The organism is Streptomyces sp. NPDC002896, from assembly GCF_040295225.1.
GTDB lineage: Bacteria > Actinomycetota > Actinomycetes > Streptomycetales > Streptomycetaceae > Streptomyces.
This window is the reverse complement of record NZ_JBEOVA010000029.1, coordinates 1-17,206: the sequence shown is the minus strand read 5'-3', so window position 1 is coordinate 17,206 and position 17,206 is coordinate 1. Positions and strand designations below refer to the sequence as shown.

The window sequence follows — 17,206 nt, the reverse complement described above, 5'->3', positions numbered from 1 at the left end:
CGCCGGGCCCAGCCCCTCCCTAGTGTTCCCTTCGACCGCACTCCATCGGGCACACTCGCCGCATGGAGACCTCCGTGCACATCAAGACGCTGGAGGCGGAGGGCCGGCTGCTCGCCGCCGCCGCGGAAGAGGCCGGGCCCGACGCCAAGGTGCCGACCTGCCCCGGCTGGGAGGTGCGCGATCTGCTGCGGCACACAGGGATGGTGCACCGCTGGGCCGGGGCGTTCGTCGCCGAGGGGCACATCTCGTACCAGCCCGACGCCGGTCTCCCGGATCTCGACGGCGACGAGCTGCTGGCATGGTTCCGCGCGGGACACCGTGCGCTGGTCGAGACGCTTTCGACCGCCCCGCCCGATGTGGCCTGCTGGAGCTTTCTGCCCGCGCCGTCGCCGCTCGCCTTCTGGGCCCGGCGGCAGGCGCACGAGACGGCGGTGCACCGGTTCGATGCGGAGGCGGCGCGGAGCGGGACGCCCGCAGAGATCGGGGCCGACTTCGCCACGGACGGTATCGACGAACTGCTGCGCGGCTTCCACGCCCGCCGCAAGAGCAAGGTCCGCACGGACGAACCGCGCGTGCTGCGGGTGCGGGCCACCGACACAGACGCGGTGTGGACGGTACGGCTCTCGGCCGAGCCCCCGGTGACCGAGCGGGACGACACAGGCGAAGCCGACTGCGAGATCTCGGGTCCTGCCGCGCGCCTCTATCTGTCGCTGTGGAACCGGCTGCCGTTCCCCCGCGTCACCGGCGACAGCTCAGTCGCGGCGCTTTGGCGGGAGAAGTCAGGCGTGACCTGAAACTGACGTCAGGCGTCCCCTGGCAGTGACGTCAGCCGTTCCCCTGGAACTGACGGACGTTGAGCGGGCGGAGATCAGGCCGACCGGCCCTCCGCCAGCATGCGCGTCAGCACCGCCCGCTGCAGCGGGCGCACCCGCCCGTGCAGGTCGCGCCCCTTTTCGGTCAGCGCGACGCGCACCCCGCGCCGGTCCTCCACGCACATGCCCCGCTCGACCAGGCCGTCCTTCTCCAGCCGGCCGATGAGCCGTGACAGCGCGCTCTGGCTGAGATGGACCCGCCCGGCGATCTCCTGCACACGGTACGAGCAGCCGCCGTCCTCGGCAGCGCCCTCCGCGAGTATGTCGAGGACCTCGAAGTCGCTGGCGCCCAGGCCGTACTGATGCAGTTCGCGGTCGAGTTCGCACATGGTGCGTGCGTGCACGGCGAGGATGTCCCGCCACTGATCCACGAGCCCCTGCTCGGCCTTCTTCGCCGCCATGACCGCACGGTAGCAGAAGAAACGTGTTTGTTGCATCGGAATTAAATGCACTTGCATCAGATGCACGCGCATGTAGTGTCTCTGTGCATGACCTCTCCGCTCACCGCTTCCGCAGCACAGGAGCGCTGGACCCCACGCCTGTGGGGAACCCTGCTGGTGCTCTGCGCCGCGATGTTCCTGGACGCTCTCGACGTCTCGATGGTCGGCGTCGCCCTGCCGTCCATCGGCTCCGAACTCGATCTGTCCACCTCGACCCTCCAGTGGATCGTCAGTGGCTACATCCTGGGATACGGCGGACTGCTGCTCCTCGGCGGACGCACCGCCGACCTGCTGGGCCGGCGCCGCGTCTTCCTCGTCGCGCTGGGCGTGTTCGCATTGGCCTCGCTGCTCGGCGGGCTCGTCGACTCCGGTCCGCTGCTGATCGCCAGCCGGTTCATCAAGGGCCTGAGCGCCGCGTTCACGGCGCCCGCCGGACTGTCCATCATCACCACCACGTTCGCCGAGGGCCCGGTGCGCAACCGCGCCCTCTCGATCTACACGACCTGCGCGGCGACCGGTTTCTCCATGGGCCTCGTCCTCTCCGGTCTTCTCACGGAGGCGAGCTGGCGCCTGACCATGCTGCTGCCCGCCCCCATCGCGGTCGTCGCCCTGCTTGCCGGGCTCAAGCTGATCCCGCACAGCGAGCGTGAGCGCAAGCACGGCGGCTACGACGCACCAGGCGCCATCGTCGGCACGGCGTCGATGCTCCTGCTCGTCTTCACCGTCGTCCAGGCACCGGAGGCGGGCTGGGCGTCCGCCCGCACCCTGCTCTCGTTCCTCGCCGTCGCCGTACTGCTCGTCGTCTTCGTGGCGATCGAGCAGCGCACCGCGAGCCCGCTGATCCGGCTCGGGGTACTGCGCTCGGGCAGCCAGATCAGGGCGCAGTTGGGCGCGATGGCGTTCTTCGGCTCGTACGTCGGGTTCCAGTTCCTGGTCACCCTCTACATGCAGTCGCTGCTCGGCTGGTCGGCGCTGCAGACCGCGCTGGCCTTCCTGCCGGCCGGTGCGCTGGTCGCGCTGTCGGCGACGAAGATCGGCGCCGTGGTCGACCGGTTCGGCACCCCGCGGGTCATCGCCACGGGCTTCACGCTGCTGGTCATCGGCTACGCGCTCTTCTTGCGGATCAGCCTGACGCCGCAGTACGCGGCGGTGATCCTGCCGTCGATGCTGCTGCTCGGCGCGGCGTGCGCGCTGGTCTTCCCGTCGCTCAACATCCAGGCCACCAACGGCGTGGACGACGACGAGCAGGGCATGGTGTCCGGTCTGCTGAACACGTCGGTCCAGGTGGGCGGCGCGATCTTCCTGGCCGTGGTGACGGCCGTGGTGGCCGCGAACGGCCACGGGGGCTCGTCCCCGCAGGCCGTACTGGACAGCTTCCGCCCGGGCCTGATGGTGGTGACGGCGATCGCACTCGGCGGACTGCTGATCACGCTCACGGGGCTCCGCGCGCGGCGCCCGCAGCAGACGGTGCTCGTCGCGAAGTCCGCACAGGAGGAGACCTCAGTACAGGAGGACGGCTCCGTACAGGCGGTGCGGGATGCGGCGGAGGAACGCGTCGCCGTCCGCGACTGACAACCACCGGCAGACCGGCAACCACCGGCACGCGCGCGTGCCCGGCGCTCAACGTCCCTGTGCGCCGGTCACGCGCGCGTACCCGTGTGCCGTACGCGCTGTACGTGCCGCTGGATCAGCCCAACCAGCCCGGCCTGACCAACCCCGACTCATAGGCGAGTACGACGAGTTGGGCGCGGTCCCGGGCGCCCAGCTTGACCATGGTGCGGCTGACATGGGTCTTCGCGGTGAGCGGGCTGACGACGAGACGGCGGGCGATCTCCTCGTTCGACAGGCCGATGCCGACCAGCGCCATCACCTCCCGTTCCCGCTCGGTGAGCCGGGACAGCGACTCGGCGGCGGCTGGTTCCTTGGAGCGGGCCGCGAACTCCCCGATCAGCCGCCGCGTCACGCTCGGCGACAGCAGCGCGTCGCCGTGCACCACCGCGCGGACCGCGCGCAGCAGTTCCTCGGGCTCGGTGTCCTTGACCAGGAAGCCCGAAGCACCGGCCCGGATCGCCTCGAAGACGTACTCGTCCAGCTCGAAGGTGGTGAGCATGACCACCTTCACCGCAGCGAGGTCCGGGTCGCCGGTGATGCGCCGGGTCGACGCGAGGCCGTCGACCAGAGGCATGCGGATGTCCATGAGGACCACGTCGGGGCGCAGCTCGCGCACCATGCGCAGCGCCTCCTCGCCGTCCGCCGCCTCCCCGGCCACCTCGATGTCCGGCTGCGCGTCGAGCAGCGCCCTGAAGCCGGCCCTGACCAGTGACTGGTCGTCGGCGAGCAGTACGCGGATCACCGGTCCTCCTTGAGCGGCAGGAAGGCGGACACCCGGAAACCGCCGTCGGGGCGCGTGCCCGCCTCGATCGTGCCACCGAGACCTGCCGCACGCTCCCGCATCCCGGCGAGCCCGTTGCCGCTGCCGCCGGCGTCCGCTCCGGTGGCGGGCCCGTCGTCGTCGATGCGCAGCCGCAGTGCCCGGCCCTCGTACCGTACGAGCACGCGCGCGTGCCGGGATCCCGAGTGCCGTACGACGTTCGTCAGCGCCTCCTGGACGATGCGGAACGCAGCGAGATCCGTGCCGGGCGGCAGCGGAACCGGCCGTCCCTCCGTCTCGACGCCGACGGTGAGACCGGCGCCCGCGGCCTGCTCGACCAGCTCGGAGAGGCGGTCGAGTCCCGGAGCCGGGGCGCGTGGCGCGTCTCCGGGCGTGCGAAGCGTGTCGAGTACCTGGCGCACCTCGCCCAACGCCTCCTTGCTCGCGGCCTTGATGGTGGTCAGCGCGGTGCGGGCCTGCTCCGGGTCGGAGTCGAGCAGCGCCAGGCCCACGCCCGCCTGGACGTTGATAACGGAGATGCTGTGGGCCAGTACGTCGTGCAGTTCGCGGGCGATCCGAAGCCGCTCCTCGTCGGCCCGCCGCTTGGCGGCCAGCCGGCGTTCGGCACGCTCATGGTCCCACTGCTCGCGGCGCACGCGGGCGAGCTCGGAGATCGCGAGGATGGCCACCGTCCAGGTGAGGACGGCCAGTTCCTGTGCCCACGTGGCGGGCCCGTCGTGCTCCGGGGGCAGCCAGCGGTAGAGCCAGTGCCCCACCAGCAGACGCGCTACCCACAGCATGCCGAGCGCCGCCCACGCCGCCCGGCGGTGCCCGGAGACGATCGCGCTGAAGCAGGCCACGGCGACGGCCAGGAAGATCGGCCCGTACGGATATCCGGCGCCCACATAGATCATCGCGACCGCCGCCGTACCGAAGGTCACGAGCACCGGGTACCGCTGTCGCCACAGCAAGAGCCCCGTCGCCCCGACCATCAGCACCAGGGCGAGGGCGTCCAGATCGGCGCGCTCACCGGCCTGTTCACGCGCCGCGAAGTGGGACCCCACGAGCACGAACACGGTGAACAGCAGCATCGAGCGCCAGGGCCACCGCGCGCGGCGTACGTCCTCGTCGTCGTTGGCGGGGGCGTGGGGGTTCCACCACGGCGGGCCCTGCCTCCACCATGCCGGTGGCCCGCTCCGGCACCACCGCGCCGGCCCGCCCCGCGCCCACGGCGGGCCGCCGCGTTGCCGTACGCGCTGCTCCTCCATGCCTGCCACGCTAGACGCCTGCGGCGGCCGCGGGCGTCAGCCATGCGAGGTGATCAAACGTACTCCCGCTGGAGTACCTCCGGCTCGGGTGCCGCGGCCTCGCTCATCCCCGAACCGCCGGTGCAGACTGCGCAGCGCGGCAGCGCATCGCAGACGCCCTGGGCGCGGATCCGGGACCCGCGCTGCGCTCACTGCACGAGCGGATCCTGCGTCAGGATCCGACCCTCCTGCCACCCGAGTCGGTACCCGTGCCCTTGGCCTGACGCCGACGAGGCGCAGGCGCTTCAGAGACCCGCCCATGGTTCAACAGGCCTACGGAATAGGCGAGTTGGGCGGCCGCGTGGGAGAAGAACACCGCGCGGTCCTCGACGACCCGGTGGAACTGCCCGAAGACCTCGAACCCGACCAGTCCGTACAGCTGCGCCCACGCCGCCACCAGGGCGGCGACCACCTCCGGCGGCAGGTCGGGCGCCAGATCCGCCGTCATGCGCTCGGCCTCGGGCCTCAGTTCGGCGGGGAGCCGGGGGAGTGCGATGCCGCGGCCCTCCAGGGCGTCGCGGACGATACCGATGAACAGCAGCCCGACGCGCGACGCGGCAGGGACGGTGGAGTCGGGCGCGGAGTAGCCGGGCACGGGTGAGCCGTAGATGAGCGCGTACTCGTGCGGATGGGCCAGCGCCCAGGCGCGCACCGCCTCGCAGACGGTGGTCCACTGCTGCACCGGCTCGGCGTCGGCGGCCTTGGCGTGCGCCGACTCAGCGGCCTCGCCGAGGGAGTCGTAGGCGTCGATGATGAGGGCGGTCAGCAGGTCGTCGCGGCTCGGGAAATAGCGATAGAGGGCGGAGGACACCATGCCGAGCTCACGCGCAACGGCGCGCAGCGAGAGCTTGGCGGCACCTTCGGCGGCGAGCTGCCTGCGCGCCTCGTCCTTGATGGCGGCGGTGATCTCGGTACGCGCCCGGGCACGGGCTCCACGTGCGGTGCTCATGCGCGGCAGTGTCCCACGTTTCCGGAGCAGTGCACACATACGAGAGCAGCGCTTCCATCCGCGAGCGGCGCTTCCTTAATAGAGCGTCGCACCAGTTCGAGATCGGTGCACCAAAAAGAGATCACCGCTCTTGCTTTGGATCACCGATCCCGTGCACACTGCTCTCAAGCGAGAGCAGTGCTCTCTAAACGGGTGGAGGTCACCATGGCACAGCAGCACTACATCAAGCCCGGCGCCTTCGAAGCAGGCATGAACCGCTTCATCGGCTGGATCGCCCGGCGCGGCATCAGCCTCCTCGGCCACGCCGAGCTGTCCGTACGCGGCCGCAAGAGCGGTGAGTGGCGCCGCGTCCCGGTCAACCCGCTGCCGTACGAGGGTGGCCCCTACCTGATCTCGGCCCGCGGCCACTCCGAGTGGGTGCGCAACATGAGGGCCGCGGGCGGCGGCCTCCTCCAGGTCGGCCGCCGGACCCAGGAGTTCACCGCGGTGGAGCTTCCCGACGACGAGAAGCCCCTGATCCTCCGCACCTATCTGAAGAAGTGGGGCTGGGAGGTCGGCCGCTTCTTCGGCGACGTCAACGCCGACTCCACCGACGAGGAACTGCTCGCGGCGGCGCACAAGCACCCCGTCTTCCGCATCACGGTCAAGAGCTGACGACGGCCGCGGCCAAGGACAGCCGAGCCGCTGGACAGCCGAACAGGCAGGGCCTACGCGGACGGATCCAGCGCGGTCAGGGCCCGCCCCGCCATCGGATGCGTCCGTACGAGCTCGGCCAGCGTCGTCGATCCCCGGGTGATGCCCGAGAACGCCTTCCAGGCGGGCCTGAACCCGGTGATCGCCGCATGGAACAGGCCGGGCCGGCGCTCGAAGACGGCCAGCAGGCGCTTGCCGACGCTCATCTCGACGCCGAGCCCCGCCTTGACGGCGAAGGCGTAGTTCAGCGCCTGGCGCCGGGTGTCCACCGCGTCGTGCGCCTCCGCGATGCGCACCGCCCACTCCCCCGCCAGCCGCCCGGAGCGCAGCGCGAACGAGATGCCCTCGCGGGTCCACGGCTCCAGCAGTCCCGCCGCGTCGCCGCACACCAGGACGCGCCCGCGAGAGAGCGGGGAGTCGTCGCTGCGGCAGCGGGTCAGATGTCCGGAGGAGACTGCGGGTTCGAAGCCGGCGAGCCCGAGCCGGGCGATGAAGTCCTCCAGGTACCGCTTGGTGGCGGCGCCCTCGCCGCGTGCGGAGATGACGCCGACGGTCAGGGTGTCGTCCTTGGGGAAGACCCAGCCGTAACTCCCGGGCATCGGCCCCCAGTCGATGAGGACCCGGCCCTTCCAGTCCTCGGCGACGGTGGGCGGAACCGGGATCTCCGCCTCGAGCCCCAGGTCGACCTGGTCGAGCTTCACACCGACATGGGCTCCTATGCGGCTGGCGCTGCCGTCCGCACCGACGACGGCCCGCGCGTACAGCGTCTCGCCGCCCTGAAGTACGACGGCTACGGTGCGCCGGTCAGGTACGGCAGGCCCGTGCTGCTCGACCCGGGAGACCGTGACACCGGTCCGCAGCTCGGCGCCCGCCTTCTGGGCGTGCTCCACCAGTTGCTGGTCGAACTCGGGGCGGTTGATCAGGCCGAACAGCATGTGCCGCGAGCGGCGGGTGCGGGTGAACCTGCCGTCAAGGGAGAACGTCACGGCATGCACCCGGTCCTTGAAGGGCAGTTCGAACCCGGGCGGCAGCGCGTCGCGCGAGGGCCCGATGATGCCGCCGCCGCACGTCTTGTAGCGGGGCAGCTCGGCCTTCTCCAGGATCAGCACGCGGCGTCCGGCGACGGCTGCAGCATAGGCCGCGGAGGCTCCCGCGGGCCCGGCCCCGACCACCACGACGTCCCATACCTGCCGAGCGTCGTCCGCTGCGTTCTCGCCCGAGTTCTCGCTGCTCACGATGGTCTGCTGCTCCCGATCCAGCCGTCTGCCGCACTTTCCCCCGCATCCTACGGCGGACGCCGCCGCCCGCCGCTGTGGGAGGATCGGCAATGTGTTCGCCGTACACCCAGCACGCGCGAATCCACCCAGAACGAATCCGTACCCAAGGACATGCGTGCATGCAATTCCATGCACGCCGTCGCACCTACGAGGAGCGTGCCCATGTCGCCGAATCCGATCGCCGAGACCGTCGCCGCGTTGATGCCGCGGGCGAAGGAGGAGCTCACCGAACTGGTGGCCTTCAAATCGGTGGCGGACTTCGAGCAGTTCCCGCGGAGCGAGAGCGAGAAGGCCGCGACGTGGGTGGCGGACGCACTGCGCGCCGAGGGATTCCAGGACGTGGCTCTGCTGGACACGCCGGACGGCACGCAGTCGGTGTATGGCTTCCTGCCCGGCCCCGAGGGCGCGCCGACCGTGCTGCTGTACGCGCACTACGACGTGCAGCCTCCGCTCGACGAGGCCGCGTGGACCACCCCGCCGTTCGTCCTGACCGAGCGGGACGGCCGCTGGTACGGACGCGGAGCCGCCGACTGCAAGGGCGGCGTGATCATGCACCTGCTGGCGCTGCGCGCCCTCAAGGCGAACGGCGGCATTCCCGTCAACGTCAAGGTGATCGCCGAGGGTTCGGAGGAGCAGGGGACGGGCGGCCTGGAGCGGTACGCCGAGGAGCACCCGGAGCTGCTGGCGGCCGACACGATCGTCATCGGCGACTCGGGCAACTTCCGCGTGGGCCTGCCCACGGTCACCGCCACGCTGCGCGGCATGACCATGGTCCGCGTACGCATCGACACCCTCGAAGGCAACCTGCACTCCGGCCAGTTCGGCGGCGCGGCACCCGATGCGCTGGCTGCCCTCTTGCGCGTACTGGACTCGCTGCGCGCGGAGGACGGGTCGACGACGATTGACGGGCTCACGGGCGACACCTCGTGGGACGGACTGCAGTACCCGGACGCCGACTTCCGTAAGGACGCCAAGGTGCTGGACGGTGTGCAGCTGATCGGTTCCGGCACGGTCGCGGACCGGATCTGGGCGCGGCCGGCCGTCACCGTCCTGGGCATCGACTGCCCGCCGGTCGTGGGTGCCACGCCGTCCGTGCAGGCGAGCGCGCAGGCGCTGATCAGCCTGCGCGTGCCGCCGGGCGTCGACGCGGCCGAGGCGACGAAGCTGCTGCTGGCCCATCTCGAGGCGCACACGCCGTGGGGTGCGCGCGTGCAGACGGAACAGATCGGCCAGGGCCAGCCGTTCCGCGCGAACACCGCCAGCCCCGCGTATGAGGCGATGGCGAAGGCGATGGGCGTCGCGTACCCGGGTGAGGAGATGCAGTACGCGGGCCAGGGCGGGTCCATCCCGCTGTGCAACACGCTGGCCGCGCTCTACCCGGAGGCGGAGATCCTGTTGATCGGCCTGAGCGAGCCGGAGGCGCAGATCCACGCGGTCAACGAGAGCGTCGCGCCGGAGGAGCTGGAGCGGCTTTCGGTCGCGGAGGCGCTGTTCCTGCGCAACTACGCGGCGAGTTGACGGAGACGGGCTGAGGCGCGGCGACGGGAGCCGGTCACTGCCGCCGCGCTCCCGTCGTACACAAGGGACCCCGGTGCACGGAGACACCGCACGCGTCAGCCGACCGGCACCCCGGCCTCCAGATACAGGGCCGCGCCGCGCTCCCGCGCCCGCAGGGCCCAGCGGAGCCGCTCGTAGCGGACGGGTGGCAGGAGTGAGGCCGCTTCCTCTTCGGTGACGAAGCGCCAGTCGCGCAGTTCGGGGCCCGGCAGCAGCATCCGCCGGGCCTCGTCGCTGTCGAGCCGCCCGCCGTCGTAGAGCAGGCGCAGCCCGCCGTATCCGGGTGGGGCGGGCGGCTCCCAGTCGACGACCAGGAGCCGCGGAACCTCCTGCAGCCGGATGCCGGTCTCCTCGGCGACCTCGCGCATGCCCGCGCGCGCGGGCGCCTCACCGGATTCGACGACGCCTCCGGGGAACTCCCAGCCCGGCTTGTACGTCGGGTCGACGAGCAGCACCCGGTCCTCTTCGTCGAAGAGCAATACGCCGGATGCGACGGTCTCGGCGGTCGGCTCGGGGGTCTGCACGATGTCGCAGACGGGCGCGTCCCCGGTACGCACGGCGTCGGCTATGCGGACTGCGGTCTCGTACGGGGTGAGCGGGCCGTTGTCGACGAGATGCGCGTCCGATGTGAGCCACGAGCCGAGCGCCGCCTGGTACGGCTCGATGTGTTCGTAGGACCACTGGCGTACGCATATCTCGCCGTCGGGTATGTCGGGCGGTACGTCACGGCTGGCTATGCGCGTACGAAGGATCGTTTCGGCCGGTGCGAGCAACACGTGCCGGACCGGAATCCTGCGGGAGGCGAGCCCGCCGAAGATCTCGTCGCGGTACTGCTGGCGCAGCAGGGTCATCGGGACCACGAGGACTCCGCCCAGCTCGGCGAGCAGCGCGGCCGCCGTGTCGACGACGAGCCGCCGCCAGATCGGCAGATCCTGGAAGTCGGTGACCTCGGCGAGGCGTTTGGGCGGTAGCAGATACGACAGTTCCCCGCCGATGAGCTCGGGGTCGAAGAGCGTGCTGTTCGGGATCAGGTCGATCAGTTCCCGTGCGGTGGTGGTCTTTCCCGCACCGAACGCGCCGTTGATCCAGACGATCACGTTTCCCCCTCTTCTGTTGGCCCCCTGTGGCTTGCCCGCTCAACCCTGCCACGGAAACCAGCGCCTGATGAGGGCGACGGCCGCCCCCGATCACTTCCCGGATCCGACCGGTAGCTGAGTGTTCCCGAAGCCGGTCGTTGGCCTTAAGGTTGCTCCATGTCCCCGAGCCCACAGCCTTCTGGTTCCGTGCGGTCCGCCGCCGCGGTGAACGAGCAGATCCGCGAGTTGTGGCTGCGCGCAGGCGGCACGCTGTCCGCCGAGGAGCGCATGGAGTACGAACACCTGGTCATGGAGTGGGCCGCGGCCGTCCGTGGCGGCGTCGGCGAGGCCGCGTAGGCCGCGCCCGGATCGCGTTACGTCCATGAGCGGTCTGGGATTCGTCGCGCTGGGCGTGTTGCTCATCGCGGCAGGGGCCCTCTGGAGGGGACGCGCCGTCCGCCCCTTGTCGCGCAAACGGGCCCGTGCGGCGCTGGCACGCGACTACCCGAGGCATCTGCTCCGCTCCGCCGACATGGCGATCGCGGCGGCGCGCCGCCAGGCCGCCCGCGGCGAGCCGGTCATCGTCCGCATCGACGACGTGATCAGCGTCGCGACCCAGCACTTCGGCCACGCCTCCGTAACGCGCGAACAGGCGGCCGCCGCGCTCCGCCAGCGGTACGAGGCGGGCGGCTGCCGCGCGGACTGCATGACGGACGCCTTCGACTGACGGCGGTCGAGCGCCGGGCGCCCGCTCCCGGCCAGCCGACGTGGCACCACCGGCCGTCCGGCATCGTTCCGCGACCACCTCCGACCCCACCGACCTCCGTCCGGTCCACCAGGGTCCCGCCGCCTGCTGACGAGGGCCAAGCCGCGGCCCCAGCGGCATGAGGAGCCCCACCCGATCCGAAAAAGACGAGTGGCCCTCAGGCGATCCTGCGCCGCGTGTGCAGATGGCCGTCGAGGGGGAAGGAGGGCGGCGCTGCGGGCAGGACCGTCTCGAAGACGTACCGGCTCTTCTGCGCCACGCGGCACGAGGCCTGGTTGTCCACCTGGTGCAGGAGTTCCAGACGCTTCAGCCGGTCGGCTCCCAGGGTGTCGATTGCCCAGCCGGTGAGAGCCTCCAGAGCGCGGGGCGCCACACCCCGCCCGCGAGCGTGCGCCGCGGTCCAGTAGCCCACCTCGGCCGACGCTTTGCCAGGCGCTACTCCCTTGAGGACCACATTGCCGACCAACTGCCCGTGGGCCGACTCGGGTTGCACTTCAAGGACCGCCCAGCCGAACCGGTCCCCCGCCGCCCATCCACGCTCCTGGGCCCGCACCCACCGCACCGCGTCAGCGTCGTTCTCCACTGCAGAGCCCGTCCAGTGGCGCAATGCGGCATCCCGGCACGCCTCCACCAGCGCGGGAACGTCCTCCATGCACCAGGGGCGAAGGATCAGGGCGGGAGCGGACGGCGTCGCAGCCACATGGAGCATGACGGTGTCTTTCACCAAGCGATCGTATGCGGCAGCGTTCGCCCTGACGCCGACGATCCCCGGCCCACTACTGGTGCATCCGAACGCGCACGGCCTGGACGGACCAGTCGAACACCGGCGCCAGACTGTCCGGCACGGGCCAGCCGTTGATCACTGCCAACAGCTGGAAGTACCGGTCCCTGCGGGGGTCGTTCACGTTCTCCAGCCGGAGCAACAGGGGACGGCGGAGCTCGGCGCCATCGGGACGGCCCAGGACATGCGCATAGTGACCCGCAAGCGCCGCAGCGATCGGATCGGCCCGACGCGAGGCCGGGTCGATGCCCGCCGCCAGGGCGGGGCTGACCAGGTCACGGACAACCACGGCAAAGTCGCGGCGCAGGATCATGGTGTCGCCTTGTGCCTGTTCAGCTGCCTGGTCCTCGGCCATCCGCCGCACGCCGGCGCGGAAGTCCGGGTCCAGGGCCAGTTCGGCCCACTCCACCCATGCTCGGGCCTGTTCCGCCTCGGGGTTGTCGGGCAGCTCAGGGGTCATCGAGCGCATGACTCCCGCGAATGCGGAGCCGGCGCCGAGACCGCCGAAGACAGCGTCGAGGAAACCACCGATCAGACGACGGCGTTCGTCCTCGGAGAGCCGAGCCAACTTGTGCATGAGATCCGTCTCCTCAGCAGTGAACCCACGCTCGGCCACCGCCGTCAGCACCGCGTGCCGCAGACGCAGGATGCGAATCTGCACCGCCAGTCCCTCGGCGTGCGCGGCAGCGACCTCGGCAAGCGAGAGCTCCTGATCCGCGACCTTGCGAATCGTGGGAAGGTCCAGCCCCAGCTCCCGCAGGGTCCGCACGAGGTCCAGGCGTGCCACGGCGTCGACGTCGTAGAGGCGGTAGCCGGCCGGGCTGCGGTCCGCCGGCGCCACGATCCCGCGATCGGAATAGAACCGAATCGTCTTGACCGTAAGACCGGTCCGCCGAGCCAGCTCGCCGATCGAGTAGAGCGTGTCGCCATCCATGCCCCCACCTTGCCGTCTCCCCCTACAGGAGACTCAAGTCCCCTCGCCCGCCGCCCGCAGACCACGCCCCACGGCACTCTGCCGGCCCGAGGCCGTCCTCGCGCCCCCGCGACCGGGTAGGAGGAGCGCGGCACATGCGAGACGTACGGTTCGGCGGGTCACGGACTCAGCCAATGCCAGAGCCGACCTGAAGGTCGAGTACCGCAACGTCGTGGGCTACCGGAGCAGGCCCATGCCCCACTGCGGTCAGGGCATTGGAAGGTCCGACGCCGGTGCGCGTCCCTCAGCCTCCGACACCCGCCACAGCCGCCCCGGCCCCCGTGCCCAGCGCCGCCGCGGCCGCCCCCACCAGGCCGGCGTCCGTGCCCATCAGGGCGGGCACCACAGTCAGGTGTTGTACGAACGAGAGAGTCGCGTAGTCCCGCAGGGCCTTGCGGAGGGGCGCGAAGAGGACCTCGCCGGACTTCGCCACTCCGCCGCCGATCACCGCGATGTCGATCTCGACGAGGGTGGCGGTGGCGGCGATTCCCGCGGCCAGTGCCTGGGCCGCGCGCTCGAACGAGGCGAGGGCCACCGGGTCGCCGGCGCGCGCGGCCTCCGCCACGGCCGCGGCAGAGGTGTCGCCGTCGGGACCGGGTCGCCAGCCCGACTCCAGCGCCCGCCGTGCGATGTTCGGGCCGCTCGCGATCCGCTCAACGCAGCCGCGCGCCCCGCATGGACAGGGGTCACCGTCGAGATCCACGCTGATGTGTCCGATGTGGCCCGCGTTGCCCGTCGGGCCGGGGTGGAGGCTGCCGCCGAGGACGAGGCCTCCGCCGACCCCGGTGGAGACGACCATGCAGAGCGCGTTGTCGTGACCGCGTGCGGCGCCCTGCCAGTGCTCGGCAGCCGCGATGGCGACCCCGTCGCCGACGAGTTCGACGGGCAGTCCGCCGGCAGCCGCCCGTACCCGTTCGACGAGTGGAAACCCGCGCCAGCCCGGGACGTTGACCGGGCTCACCGTGCCGGCGGATGCGTCGACCGGTCCCGCGCTGCCGATGCCCACGGCCCCTGCCCGGGGCCACAGCGGGGAGGCCGTGAGCTCGCCGACGACCTCCGCCACGGCCCGCATCACCGTCTCGCCGTCCTCCTGCGACGGCGTCGGGCGCTGTGCGCGCACAAGGATCCGGCCGTCACCGGCCACCAGGGCTCCGGCGATCTTGGTTCCGCCGATGTCGAGGGCGGCGACGAGGTCGGTGTGCATCGGCGTGCGATCTCCTGGTGAAGGACGGGGTCCGGAGAGTGGACGATACGGGGCGATGGACAGTCTCCCCCGCGTCTGACAACGTTGTCCAGGGCCTATGCTCATCCACACATCTTTATGCAGCACCTACCTATGCAGGATGCTCCCGACGTCAACAGGCATCAGGCGCATACGCCCTACTCGTGAACGACAGGACAGGACAGCGCAAACGTGGCCGACACCGCCCGCCGACCCGACAACCGCTACGGCTCCCGTCCGACCATGAAGGACGTGGCCGCACGCGCCGGAGTCGGCCTGAAAACGGTCTCGCGTGTGGTGAACAGCGAGCCGGGTGTCACGCCCGACACCGAACGCCGCGTCCACGAGGCGATCAACGCCCTGGGCTTCCGGCGCAACGACAGCGCACGTGTCCTCCGCAAGGGCCGTACAGCCAGCATCGGCCTCGTTCTGGAAGACCTCGCGGACCCGTTCTACGGCCCGCTCAGCCGCGCCGTCGAGGAGGTCGCCCGGGCCCACGGCGCGTTGCTCATCAACGGTTCCAGCGCCGAGGACCCCGGCCGCGAGCAGGAGCTGGCCCTCGCTCTGTGCGCGCGCCGCGTCGACGGGCTGGTGGTCATCCCGGCAGGCGACGACCATCGCTATCTCGAGCCCGAGATCCAGGCCGGCGTCGCCACGGTCTTCGTGGACCGGCCCGCCGGGAAGATCGACGCCGACACCGTGCTCTCGGACAACTTCGGCGGCGCGCGGAACGGCGTCGCCCATCTCGTCGCACACGGGCACCGCCGGATCGGATTCCTCGGCGACCGGCCGGGCATCCACACCGCGGCCGAGCGGCTGCGCGGCTACCGCGCGGCCATGGCAGACGCGGGCATCCCCGTCGAGGACGCCTGGATATCGCTGGGTGCCACGGATCCGGAGCGGGTCCGGCGGGCCGCCGAGGAGATGCTCGACGGTCCGGAGCCGGTGACCGCGGTCTTCGCGGGCAACAACCGCGTGACGGTTACCGTGGTGCGCGTACTCGCCGAACGGCCGCGGCCGGTGGCCCTCGTCGGCTTCGACGACTTCGAGCTCGCCGATCTGCTGCAGCCGGGCGTGACCGTCGTCGCGCAGGACGCCGCGCAGCTGGGACGTACGGCGGCGGAGCGGCTGTTCCAGCAGCTGGACGGTGCACCCCTCGCCCCGGAGCGCACCGTACTCCCGACCCGGCTGATCACACGCGGCTCGGGCGAACTGCCGCCCGCCGACTGACCTCTGACGCAGCGACTTCACTTGGGTGGCCCCACGCGGGGCAGCCCGTACTACCGGCCGGACACGGTCAGGTCGCCGCGCCGCGGTGCCGCGTACCCCTCCAGATCGGCCCGGGTGAGGCCGCTCAGCCGGGCCACCTCGGCCGTGTCGAGGGCTCCGCAGTCCAGACCGCGCAGCAGATACCCGCTGAGGGCCTTGGCCGTCGCGGGTTCGTCCATGACGTCCCCGCCGGCCCGGTTGGCGTACGCGGCGAGGCGCGCGGCGGCCTGCGCGAAACCCTCCCGGTAGAAGGCGAACACGGCGGCGTAGCGGGTCGGGATGTGGCCCGGGTGCATGTCCCAGCCCTGGTAGTAGGCGCGGGCCAGCGCCCGGCGGGTGAGACCGTAGTGCAGCCGCCACGCGTCGTGGACCTTCTCGGTCGGACCGACCGGCAGGACGTTGGTGGAGCCGTCCGAGACGCGGACGCCGGTTCCCGCGGCGGCGACCTGCATGATCGCCTTGGCGTGGTCGGCGGCCGGGTGGTCGCTGGCCTGGTAGGCGGCGCTGACGCCGAGGCATGCGCTGTAGTCGAAGGTGCCGTAGTGCAGGCCGGTGGCGCGGCCCTCGGCGGCGTCGATCATCCGGGCGACGGTGGCCGTTCCGTCCGGGGCGAGGATGGCCTGGCTGGTCTCGATCTGTATCTCGAAGCCGATCCGGCCGGGCTCGAGGCCGCGGGCCTTCTCGAACTCCTCGAGGAGCCGGACCATGGCGGTGACCTGCTCGGCGTACGTCACCTTGGGCAGCGTCAGGACGAGCCCGTCGGGGAGGCCGCCGGCCGCCATGAGGCCGGTGAGGAAGATGTCGAGCGTGCGGATGCCGCGGTCGCGCACGGCGGCCTCCATGCACTTCATACGGATGCCCATGTACGGGGCGGCGGTGCCGTTCTCGTAGGCCTCGGCGACCAGCCGTGCCGCGCGGGCGGCCGCCTCGTCCTCCTCCGTGTCGGGGCGGGGCCCGTAGCCGTCCTCGAAGTCGATGCGCAGGTCCTCGATGGGCTCGCGCTGCAGCTTTGCACGGACGCGGTCGTACACGGGTACGGCGAGTTCGTCGCTCAGACCGAGGACGGCGGCGAACGCGGCGGCGTCCGGGGCGTGTTCGTCGAGAGCTTTCAGCGCCTGGTCGCCCCAGGAGCGGATGGTGTCGGCGGCGAAGACGTCACCGGGTACGTAGACCGTGTGGACGGGCTGGCGGGTGCCCGGGTCTCCGGGGTAGCGGCGCTCCAGCTCCGCGTCCACCGGGGCGAGGGAGACGCTGACGGCCTCGCTGACCGCGCCCGCGAGGCTCGTGGCCACCTTCTCCTGCTGCCCCATGTCCACACCCTCCGCCGCCACTTTTCCGGTTCACGGAATCAACAATCCGTAGAGCGAAGCTATCCAGGGGCGTTCCCGCTGGTCAACACCCGGCGCGGACGGGGCGAGCGGCAGGCCCTCAAACGGGACGAGGCCCCTGCGGCCGACGAACGCGGTCGCAGGGGCCTCGCGAGGTCCGGAGCGGATCAGCCCTTGCGGGTCTTGATCTCCTCGGTCAGCTGCGGGACGACCGCGAACAGGTCGCCGACCACGCCGTAGTCGACCAGGTCGAAGATCGGCGCCTCGGCGTCCTTGTTGATCGCCACGATCGTCTTCGAGGTCTGCATACCGGCACGGTGCTGGA

Annotated in this window: 17 protein-coding genes and 1 pseudogene; 7 read left to right on the top strand and 11 right to left on the bottom strand. The window is 71.3% G+C overall.

The genetic code is table 11. From position 1 onward, the window contains the following. The first annotated feature begins 62 nt into the window (after positions 1 to 62). On the top strand, positions 63 to 794 hold the full coding sequence (locus tag ABT009_RS36545) for a maleylpyruvate isomerase family mycothiol-dependent enzyme (RefSeq protein ID WP_351305150.1): 732 nt from the start codon (positions 63 to 65) through the stop codon (positions 792 to 794). A gap of 74 nt (positions 795 to 868) precedes the next feature. Here ABT009_RS36545 and ABT009_RS36540 read toward each other — a convergent pair whose 3' ends face one another. Then, positions 869 to 1,273 (bottom strand): MarR family winged helix-turn-helix transcriptional regulator, encoded by a 405-nt coding sequence (locus tag ABT009_RS36540; protein WP_351305148.1) that lies wholly within the window; start codon positions 1,271 to 1,273, stop codon positions 869 to 871. A gap of 87 nt (positions 1,274 to 1,360) precedes the next feature. Between ABT009_RS36540 and ABT009_RS36535 the strand changes: the two genes are divergently transcribed. Beyond that, positions 1,361 to 2,884, top strand: a complete 1,524-nt coding sequence (locus ABT009_RS36535; protein WP_351305146.1) for an MFS transporter — start codon at positions 1,361 to 1,363, stop codon at positions 2,882 to 2,884. Positions 2,885 to 2,999: 115 nt separating this feature from the next. Here the strand turns inward: ABT009_RS36535 and ABT009_RS36530 are convergent, their stop codons facing one another. The 3 genes from ABT009_RS36530 to ABT009_RS36520 form a co-directional block, all read right to left on the bottom strand. Then, positions 3,000 to 3,665 carry a response regulator transcription factor gene (locus ABT009_RS36530; protein ID WP_351305144.1) on the bottom strand — a complete coding sequence of 222 codons (666 nt, stop codon included), beginning with the start codon at positions 3,663 to 3,665 and terminating at the stop codon, positions 3,000 to 3,002. Continuing rightward, positions 3,662 to 4,960 carry a sensor histidine kinase gene (locus tag ABT009_RS36525; protein WP_502990032.1) on the bottom strand — a complete coding sequence of 433 codons (1,299 nt, stop codon included), beginning with the start codon at positions 4,958 to 4,960 and terminating at the stop codon, positions 3,662 to 3,664. Before ABT009_RS36525 ends, ABT009_RS36530 begins: the two co-directional genes overlap by 4 nt. A gap of 202 nt (positions 4,961 to 5,162) precedes the next feature. Then, entirely contained in the window at positions 5,163 to 5,939 is a 777-nt protein-coding gene (locus ABT009_RS36520; protein ID WP_351305140.1) for a TetR/AcrR family transcriptional regulator, read from the bottom strand. A gap of 204 nt (positions 5,940 to 6,143) precedes the next feature. Here ABT009_RS36520 and ABT009_RS36515 point away from each other — a divergent pair, with 204 nt between their 5' ends. After that, a complete protein-coding gene (locus ABT009_RS36515) occupies positions 6,144 to 6,593 on the top strand; it encodes a nitroreductase family deazaflavin-dependent oxidoreductase (RefSeq protein WP_351305138.1) in 450 nt (149 codons plus the stop codon). Between the two features lie 53 nt (positions 6,594 to 6,646). On the opposite strand, the gene ABT009_RS36510 is transcribed toward ABT009_RS36515, so the two are convergent. Next, the gene (locus ABT009_RS36510) at positions 6,647 to 7,867 is read right to left on the bottom strand and encodes a geranylgeranyl reductase family protein (protein WP_351305136.1); all 1,221 of its coding nucleotides are present in this window, start codon (positions 7,865 to 7,867) and stop codon (positions 6,647 to 6,649) included. Positions 7,868 to 8,071: 204 nt separating this feature from the next. On the opposite strand from ABT009_RS36510, the gene ABT009_RS36505 reads away from it, so the two are divergent. Beyond that, positions 8,072 to 9,427 carry a dipeptidase gene (locus ABT009_RS36505; RefSeq protein WP_351305134.1) on the top strand — a complete coding sequence of 452 codons (1,356 nt, stop codon included), beginning with the start codon at positions 8,072 to 8,074 and terminating at the stop codon, positions 9,425 to 9,427. A 95-nt stretch (positions 9,428 to 9,522) separates the two neighbouring features. Here ABT009_RS36505 and ABT009_RS36500 read toward each other — a convergent pair whose 3' ends face one another. After that, the gene (locus tag ABT009_RS36500; protein WP_351305132.1) at positions 9,523 to 10,563 is read right to left on the bottom strand and encodes an NUDIX hydrolase; all 1,041 of its coding nucleotides are present in this window, start codon (positions 10,561 to 10,563) and stop codon (positions 9,523 to 9,525) included. Between the two features lie 156 nt (positions 10,564 to 10,719). Between ABT009_RS36500 and ABT009_RS36495 the strand changes: the two genes are divergently transcribed. Continuing rightward, positions 10,720 to 10,899 (top strand): hypothetical protein, encoded by a 180-nt coding sequence (locus ABT009_RS36495; protein WP_351305130.1) that lies wholly within the window; start codon positions 10,720 to 10,722, stop codon positions 10,897 to 10,899. 25 nt (positions 10,900 to 10,924) lie between these two features. Beyond that, entirely contained in the window at positions 10,925 to 11,269 is a 345-nt protein-coding gene (locus tag ABT009_RS36490) for a hypothetical protein (RefSeq protein WP_351305128.1), read from the top strand. A 196-nt stretch (positions 11,270 to 11,465) separates the two neighbouring features. Here the strand turns inward: ABT009_RS36490 and ABT009_RS36485 are convergent, their stop codons facing one another. The 3 genes from ABT009_RS36485 to ABT009_RS36475 form a co-directional block, all read right to left on the bottom strand. Continuing rightward, positions 11,466 to 12,017 (bottom strand): GNAT family N-acetyltransferase, encoded by a 552-nt coding sequence (locus ABT009_RS36485; protein WP_351305269.1) that lies wholly within the window; start codon positions 12,015 to 12,017, stop codon positions 11,466 to 11,468. Positions 12,018 to 12,084: 67 nt separating this feature from the next. After that, the gene (locus ABT009_RS36480) at positions 12,085 to 13,023 is read right to left on the bottom strand and encodes a MerR family transcriptional regulator (protein ID WP_351305126.1); all 939 of its coding nucleotides are present in this window, start codon (positions 13,021 to 13,023) and stop codon (positions 12,085 to 12,087) included. A 283-nt stretch (positions 13,024 to 13,306) separates the two neighbouring features. Continuing rightward, a complete protein-coding gene (locus ABT009_RS36475) occupies positions 13,307 to 14,266 on the bottom strand; it encodes an ROK family protein (protein WP_351305124.1) in 960 nt (319 codons plus the stop codon). A gap of 261 nt (positions 14,267 to 14,527) precedes the next feature. On the opposite strand from ABT009_RS36475, the gene ABT009_RS36470 reads away from it, so the two are divergent. Next, complete coding sequence (locus tag ABT009_RS36470) at positions 14,528 to 15,514, top strand: LacI family DNA-binding transcriptional regulator (protein WP_502990036.1); 987 nt, start codon at positions 14,528 to 14,530, stop codon at positions 15,512 to 15,514. Between the two features lie 50 nt (positions 15,515 to 15,564). On the opposite strand, the gene ABT009_RS36465 is transcribed toward ABT009_RS36470, so the two are convergent. After that, a complete protein-coding gene (locus tag ABT009_RS36465) occupies positions 15,565 to 16,869 on the bottom strand; it encodes a DUF6986 family protein (protein WP_351305267.1) in 1,305 nt (434 codons plus the stop codon). Between the two features lie 179 nt (positions 16,870 to 17,048). Further along, positions 17,049 to 17,206: pseudogene (locus ABT009_RS36460) on the bottom strand (electron transfer flavoprotein subunit alpha/FixB family protein); the annotation flags it as partial.

Bases quoted from the DNA above. Each gene is read 5' to 3' on its own strand.
- ABT009_RS36480 (WP_351305126.1), bottom strand. From the start codon at position 13,023: ATGGATGGCGACACGCTCTACTCGATCGGCGAGCTGGCTCGGCGGACC.
- ABT009_RS36495 (WP_351305130.1), top strand. From the start codon at position 10,720: ATGTCCCCGAGCCCACAGCCTTCTGGTTCCGTGCGGTCCGCCGCCGCG.
- ABT009_RS36545 (WP_351305150.1), top strand. From the start codon at position 63: ATGGAGACCTCCGTGCACATCAAGACGCTGGAGGCGGAGGGCCGGCTG.
- ABT009_RS36540 (WP_351305148.1), bottom strand. From the start codon at position 1,273: ATGGCGGCGAAGAAGGCCGAGCAGGGGCTCGTGGATCAGTGGCGGGAC.
- ABT009_RS36485 (WP_351305269.1), bottom strand. From the start codon at position 12,017: ATGCTCCATGTGGCTGCGACGCCGTCCGCTCCCGCCCTGATCCTTCGC.
- ABT009_RS36515 (WP_351305138.1), top strand. From the start codon at position 6,144: ATGGCACAGCAGCACTACATCAAGCCCGGCGCCTTCGAAGCAGGCATG.
- ABT009_RS36505 (WP_351305134.1), top strand. From the start codon at position 8,072: ATGTCGCCGAATCCGATCGCCGAGACCGTCGCCGCGTTGATGCCGCGG.
- ABT009_RS36470 (WP_502990036.1), top strand. From the start codon at position 14,528: ATGAAGGACGTGGCCGCACGCGCCGGAGTCGGCCTGAAAACGGTCTCG.
- ABT009_RS36490 (WP_351305128.1), top strand. From the start codon at position 10,925: ATGAGCGGTCTGGGATTCGTCGCGCTGGGCGTGTTGCTCATCGCGGCA.
- ABT009_RS36475 (WP_351305124.1), bottom strand. From the start codon at position 14,266: ATGCACACCGACCTCGTCGCCGCCCTCGACATCGGCGGAACCAAGATC.
- ABT009_RS36520 (WP_351305140.1), bottom strand. From the start codon at position 5,939: ATGAGCACCGCACGTGGAGCCCGTGCCCGGGCGCGTACCGAGATCACC.
- ABT009_RS36535 (WP_351305146.1), top strand. From the start codon at position 1,361: ATGACCTCTCCGCTCACCGCTTCCGCAGCACAGGAGCGCTGGACCCCA.